The sequence below is a fragment of the Mycobacterium sp. genome (assembly GCF_032159765.1).
Classification (GTDB): domain Bacteria; phylum Actinomycetota; class Actinomycetes; order Mycobacteriales; family Mycobacteriaceae; genus Mycobacterium.
Window position 1 is genome coordinate 1 of record NZ_JAVHWM010000223.1, and the last position, 3498, is coordinate 3498.

Annotated in this window: 4 protein-coding genes; 3 read left to right on the forward strand and 1 reads right to left on the reverse strand. The window is 69.9% G+C overall.

Annotated elements, in window-relative coordinates:
- The first annotated feature begins 317 nt into the window (after positions 1 to 317).
- Genes QOH60_RS28335 through QOH60_RS28345 form a run of 3 tightly spaced genes read left to right on the forward strand, consistent with a single transcriptional unit; the run spans position 318 to position 3145 of the window.
- A complete protein-coding gene (locus tag QOH60_RS28335) occupies positions 318 to 1409 on the forward strand; it encodes an ABC transporter ATP-binding protein (protein ID WP_526425217.1) in 1092 nt (363 codons plus the stop codon).
- 7 nt (positions 1410 to 1416) lie between these two features.
- Positions 1417 to 2274, forward strand: a complete 858-nt coding sequence (locus tag QOH60_RS28340; protein ID WP_526425218.1) for an ABC transporter permease — start codon at positions 1417 to 1419, stop codon at positions 2272 to 2274.
- Positions 2267 to 3145, forward strand: coding sequence for an ABC transporter permease (locus tag QOH60_RS28345; RefSeq protein WP_526425219.1), 879 nt, complete (start codon positions 2267 to 2269; stop codon positions 3143 to 3145). The genes QOH60_RS28340 and QOH60_RS28345 overlap by 8 nt, the downstream gene beginning before the upstream one ends.
- Before the next feature lie 17 nt (positions 3146 to 3162).
- On the opposite strand, the gene QOH60_RS28350 is transcribed toward QOH60_RS28345, so the two are convergent.
- Positions 3163 to 3498, reverse strand: a 336-nt coding sequence (locus QOH60_RS28350; RefSeq protein WP_526425220.1) for a deaminase, incomplete at its 5' end; no start/stop codon positions are given.

Genomic DNA, 3498 nt, shown 5'->3' on the forward strand with positions numbered 1-3498 from the left:
ATGTGGCAGCGCCTTGCAGCAGCTGGCGGCGGGACAGGGACGAGCTCATGGAGATTCCTTTCGTTGCGGACGGCCTGAAGCTTGAGGCCGAGGCCACAGGCGCAATCTCCGTGCCATCGCGCTTTCAGGCGGCGCCCGCAGCAAGGCGCATGCGCAAACTGCCGTCGCGCGGCCCAGACAGGTGCGCACACGCGCCAACATGGGCCGCGGCGCACCAACCTGTCCACACTTCACCGTGAAATTGTGGCCAATCCGCGGCGGCTTTGCGGTCACTCGCGTGCGCCGCCGGATGGCACGATTCTTGAGTCGCCAAGGGCATGCAAACACCTGCCCGCGCGCGCGGCGTCGATGTCCGTCTGGACGAGATCAGTCACCGTTATGGCGCATCCACCGCCGTGGAATCGGTGTCGCTGGACATCGCCGCGGGCGAGCTCGTCGCCCTCCTCGGCCCCAGCGGCTGCGGCAAGACCACCTTGCTGCGCATCGTCGCCGGCCTGCTGCGCCAGAGCGGCGGCGCCGTCCGCATCGGCGGCGAAACCGTCGACACCTTGCCGACCAACGAACGCGGCGCGGGCATCGTCTTCCAGAACTACGCCCTCTTCCCTCACATGACGGTGCAAGACAACGTCGCCTACGGCCTGCGCGCCCGCGGCGTGGCGGCGGCCGAGGCGCGCGCCACCGCGCTGCAGATGCTGGAGATGGTGCACATGCCGGCTTTCGGCAAGCGCTATCCGCGCGAGCTGTCCGGCGGCCAGCAGCAGCGGGTGGCGCTAGCGCGCACGCTGGCCGTGCGCCCGCGCGTGCTGCTGCTGGACGAACCCTTCGCCGCGCTGGACAAGAACCTGCGCCTGGACATGCAGATCGAGATCAAGCGCATCCAGCGCGAACTCGGCATCACCACCATCCTGGTGACGCACGACCAGGAAGAGGCGATGTCGATGGCGGACCGCATCGCCGTCATGAATGCGGGACGGGTCGAGCAGTTCGGCACGCCCGAAGCCATCTACGACCGGCCCGCGACCCTCTTCGTCGCCACCTTCATAGGCACCGCCAACCTGCTCGCGGGACGCTTGTCCGCGCAGGATGGCGCTGGCTACCTGCTGTCCTGCGAGGGCGGCGGATCGCTTCAGTTGGGGCAGGCCTGGCCCTGCTCGCGCGCGGGCAGCGTGGTGGTCGCGGCGCGGCCCGAGCACCTGGCGATCGCCCCGTCCTCGCCGCAGGCCCTGGCCGCCACCGTGGGCATGGTGCTGCCGCTGGGCCCGTCGCTGGTGTACGAGCTGCTGCTGCCCGATGGCACCACGGTGAAGGTGACGCAGCCCCGCACGGCGGAGCTGCCGCGCTATGCCGCCGGCGACCGCGTGGGCCTGAGCCTGCGCGCGGGGTCGCCCGCCGGCGTGTTCACGCACTGAGGCCGCCGTGACGTCCCCCACGCTCGCGCGATCCGGACCGCCGCTGTCCCTCAGCGTTCCGCTGGGTCTTTTCTTCGTGGCCTTCGTGCTGCTGCCGATGCTGCTGCTCGCCTATGTCAGCCTGCACAACGACAACACGCTGGCGCAGCCGGGCTTCGCGCAGTACGCGAAGTTCCTCACCGACGGTTTCAACCTCGGCGTGCTGGGCAGCACGCTGGCCCTCGGTTTGCAAGTCACGGCGCTGAGCCTGGTGATGGGCTTTCCGCTCGCCTACCTGTACACGCAGGCGCCAAGCCGTTGGCAGGGGCCGTTGATGCTGCTCATCGTGCTGCCGCTGCTCACCAGCTCGGTGGTGCGCACCTTCGCCTGGGTCGTCATCCTGGGCCGCCAGGGCATCGTCAACAACGCGCTGATCGACCTGGGCCTGGCCGCGGCGCCGCTCAAGCTGCTCTACACGCCGGGTGCGGTGGCCGTCGCCCTCGCGCAGATCGAGCTGCCGCTGATGGTGCTGCCGCTGATCACCGCCCTCATGAACATCGACCCCAACCTGCGGCCGGCATCGCTCGCCCTGGGCGCGGGCCACTGGCGCACGTTCTGGCGGATCACCCTGCCGCTGTCCATTCCCGGCCTGCTCGCGGGCTGCCTGCTGGTCTTCGCGTCCAGCGTCAGCGCCTTCGTCACCCAGACGCTGGTGGGCGGCGGCCAGCACATGTACATGCCGTTCTACATGTACCAGCAGGCGATCCAGGCCAACAACTACCCCTTCGCGGCGGCGATCGCGATGGTGCTGCTGGCCTGCGTGCTCGCGGTCGTGGTGGCCGTCAACGCGCTCGGCCGGCGCAGCAAGGGGTTCGTCCATGCCTGAGGAATTCGTCTCCGGCCGGGTGCTGCCCGCGCCCGCCGACGCGGGCATCCGATCCAGGGAATCGCTCGCGGGAGCGCTGGAGCGGCTGTCCTTCCGCAGCGTCTTCGGCGTGCTGGGCGTGCTCGCCGGGCTGCTGCTGCTGGCGCCGACACTCGTGGTGCTGATCACCTCCTTCACCAGCGGCTACTCGCTCAAGTTCCCGCCGCCGGGCTATTCGGCGCGCTGGTACGAGGCGCTGTGGAACGACTCGCCCGAACTCATCTCCGCCTTCGTGCTCTCGATCGAACTGGCGGCCCTGGCGACCGCGATCTCGGCCGTGCTCGCGGTCGCGGCCGCCCTCGCGCTGGCGCGCCGCCGTGAAGCCTGGGCGCGCGCGCTGGAAGCGGTGTTCCTGTCGCCGCTGATGCTGCCCGCGCTCGCGATCGGGCTGTCGCTACTGATGCTGTTCAACCTGGCGGGCACGGGCCTGTCGTTCTGGACGCTGGTGATCGGCCACGTCGCGCTGACCACGCCCTACATCCTGCGCACCACGTCGGCCAGCCTGCTGCAGCTGGACGCGAGCCTGCTGGAGAGCGCGCATTCGCTGGGCGCCTCGGCGGTGCACGCCTTCCGCACGGTCACCCTGCCGCTGATTTCGCGCGGCATCGCTGCGGGCGCCTTCATCGGCTTCATGTATTCGTTCGACAACGTGGCGGTGTCGCTGTTCCTGTCCGACGCGCGCAGCGAGGTGCTGCCGATCCGCATGTGGCACATCATCGAGTCCAACCTCGACGTTCGCGCGGCCGCAGTGTCCGGCGTGCTGATCGCGGCCACGCTGGTGCTGATGGTCGTCATGGAACGCGTGGCCGGCATTTCGCGGCACTTCAAGTGATGCGCGCGCCCTTCGCTTCAGTCGCCCGCGGCGGCCACCCGGTCGCCGCCCCAGCGCAGCCGCAGCGCCAGGTAGTCCTCTTCCAGCACGCCTTCGCGCAGTTCCAGCCGGAAGCCGGTCATGCGGCAAAACGCCTCGATCGAATAGTCGCCCAGGTCGGTGCGGCGCAGGCGGGCGTGCCGCAGGGCGAGCACGAGGGTGCCGACGCCCGCCAGCTTCAGGGCGCCTGCGCACATCGGGCAAGGCTCCATCGTGCAGTAGAGCGTGGCGCCCAACGCGGCATCGGGGCCGTGTTCCGCGAACGCCGCCCGCAGCGCGTCGGTTTCCGCATGCACCGTCACGTCGCCCCGGCT